Annotated in this window: 1 protein-coding gene; it reads right to left on the bottom strand. The window is 36.5% G+C overall.

All coding sequences use genetic code 11. The features are described from left to right. Positions 1-2,614: tetratricopeptide repeat protein (locus tag NEOC95_RS07625; RefSeq protein WP_213152396.1), on the bottom strand; the 2,614-nt coding region annotated here is incomplete at both ends.

Here is a 2,614-nt window from a genome sequence, read left to right as displayed (position 1 = left end):
CACTGGCAAGAGCTTTCTTAGCATATTCAACTGCCTGTTCTAAATTACCTTGCCGTTTGTAGATTTGGCCTAAGTTACCATAAGAGGTTGCTATAGTGGGATGATTTTCACCAAAAAGCTCGAATTTAATGGCAAGAGCTTTCTTAGCATATTCAACCGCCTGTTCTACATTACCATGATCTTGATAAATTTGGCCTAAATTATTGTAAGAGGTCGCTACAGTGGGATGATTTTCTCCAGAAATCTTAAGGGCAATGGCAAGAGCTTTCTTAGTATATTCTATCGCCTGTCCTAAATCACCTTGCCCTTGGTAAATTTGACCTAAATTATTGTGATCTCTTGCCACAGTAGGATGATTTTCACCAAAAAGCTTAAGGTTAATGGCAAGAGCTTTCTTAGTATATTCTATCGCCTGTCCTAAATTACCTTGCTCTTGGTAGATTTGGCCTAAATTACTGTAAGTGGTTGCTACCATAGGATGATTTTCACCAAAAAGCTTAAGGTGAATGGCAAGAGCTTTCTTAGCATATTCAGCCGCCTGTTCTAAATTACCTTGCTCTTTGTAGATTTGGCCTAAGTTACCATAAGAGATTACCACAGTAGGATGATTTTCACCAAAAAGCTTAAGATCAATGGCAAGAGCTTTCTTAGTATATTCAACCGCCTGTTCTAAATTGCCATGATCTTGATAAATGAGGCCTAAATTATTGTAAGAGGTGGCTACAGTAGGATGATTTTCACCAAAAAGCTTAAGGTTAATGGCAAGAGCTTTCTTAGTACATTCAACCGCCTGTTCTAAATTACCTTGTCCTTGATAAATTTGGCCTAAGTTATTGTAAGAGGTGGCTACAGGAGGATGATTTTCACCTAAAAGCTTAAGGCGAATATCGAGGGCTTTCTTAGTATATTCAGCCGCCTGTTCTAAATTGCCATGATCTTGATAAATTTGACCTAAGTTATTGTAAGAGGTTGCTATAGCGGGATGATTTTCACCAAAAAGCGTAAGGTGAATGACAAGAGCTTTCTTAGCATGTTCAACTGCCTGTTCTAAGTAACCTTGGTCTTTATAAATGAGACCTAAGTTAGCATAAGAGATTGCTACAATATCGGGATTTTGAGGAATTGTAAGGGCTTGTTGGATGTATTTAGCTGCCTTATTTAGATTTCCTTCTTTAGCATAAATGATCCCAAGAATATTAAATATGGTAGAATTTCCTAAACCTGCTTTTTTTGCTAAGCGATACCATTTTTTTGCCTCATCTAGTTGATAAAGCCTTAAAGCTATATTTCCTTGAGTTTGATATGAATCATCATTTAATTTTGAAGATTGGAGTGTCTCTTCATTGCCTGCTAAAAAATCTTGAATGGCTTGATAGAAAGGAATAAAGATACGGTAAATTTTTTTTATCTTTTCCAACGCTTTTTGATCTAAAGCAAACTGCTTTTTAATAAAGCCTGGATCATCGAAGCCAAAGGGCTTGATCAGCGGATTCATCATCTCTTGTTGTGCTCGATAGTGGGAATAGGTCTCAAGACGCATAAATAATGCTATGCTTATCCAATCTTTTAACTTTTCAGCTGCTTCATTTGTTAGAATGCCTTGTTTGTTTAACTCTTCAATCCTTGAAAACGTATCGGAGGGTGCTTCCTTTTGGAGAAGAGATAGCCTGTCAAAGGCAAGATGTGGAAAACGATAAAAATCATTCTTTACTTTAAATAGCATACCCTGATTGCTAAGTCCGTGTATTCCTGGGTTAAAATTTATCTTATCTTCTTGAAATAAATGTTGTTTGGCTAAATAGTGGCGAAGAGTAAGGCCTTCTTGATAAATGGAATCAAGTAATATTTCAATTTTTTGTTGATACTGCCTAATTAACTCACAATTGTCTATCAAAAAAGTAAAGGTTAAAAGCTCCATGGGAAGATGACGCTCTTTTTTATGCCACCACTGGCCTTTTTCATCTTTGCCAATATATTGCGCCATTTTCTCAGGAGTTTGGATAAGTTCAAATGTTTGGCGATCGCCAAAAGGAGTTTTACAGCCTTTTCCTTCTGCTCCTTCACCATCAAAGGCAAACCCTCTTGGCGTAACACTATCGAAAAAATCAACCTCTTTTATGCAGGGAATATTTAAAGCAGGTAGGATAGTTTCGCCTAGGTTAATCACTTTTAAGTGAAGAAGAGTTGTTAGATGTCTAAAATAATTTCTGTTTCCAAAAGTGTCTTCTTGCATAAGAATGCCAAACTCTAAATCTGAGTAAGGTGTCATCTCTTCTCTAGCTAGTGAGCCAAAGCCTATCATTGCATATTCACAAGGCGAGGATCCTAAAACCTCTTGAGCTTGACCTACAAGATGTTTAAAGAAAGTTTTTATCCACAAGGCAATCTCATGGTAGATTTCTTGGACTTTCTCAGGAGAAGGATCTGAGCCGAGAGCTTGAATTTTCTCTTCTATTTCCCTTCTAAATTTTTTTAATTTTCCGCGATTGTCCTCGAATTGCTTCTTATTTATAGAGAAATCTAAAGTTTTTCCTTTACAAGCCTTGCTAAGCAAAATTTCAACTTTTGATAATTTTCCTTTAATACTTTCTTGTTCGTCTAAAGATGAATCATG

The sequence above is a fragment of the Neochlamydia sp. AcF95 genome, from assembly GCF_018342455.1.
In the GTDB taxonomy this organism is placed as follows: Bacteria; Chlamydiota; Chlamydiia; order Chlamydiales; family Parachlamydiaceae; genus Neochlamydia.
This window is presented reverse-complemented; position numbering and strand designations above follow the sequence as displayed.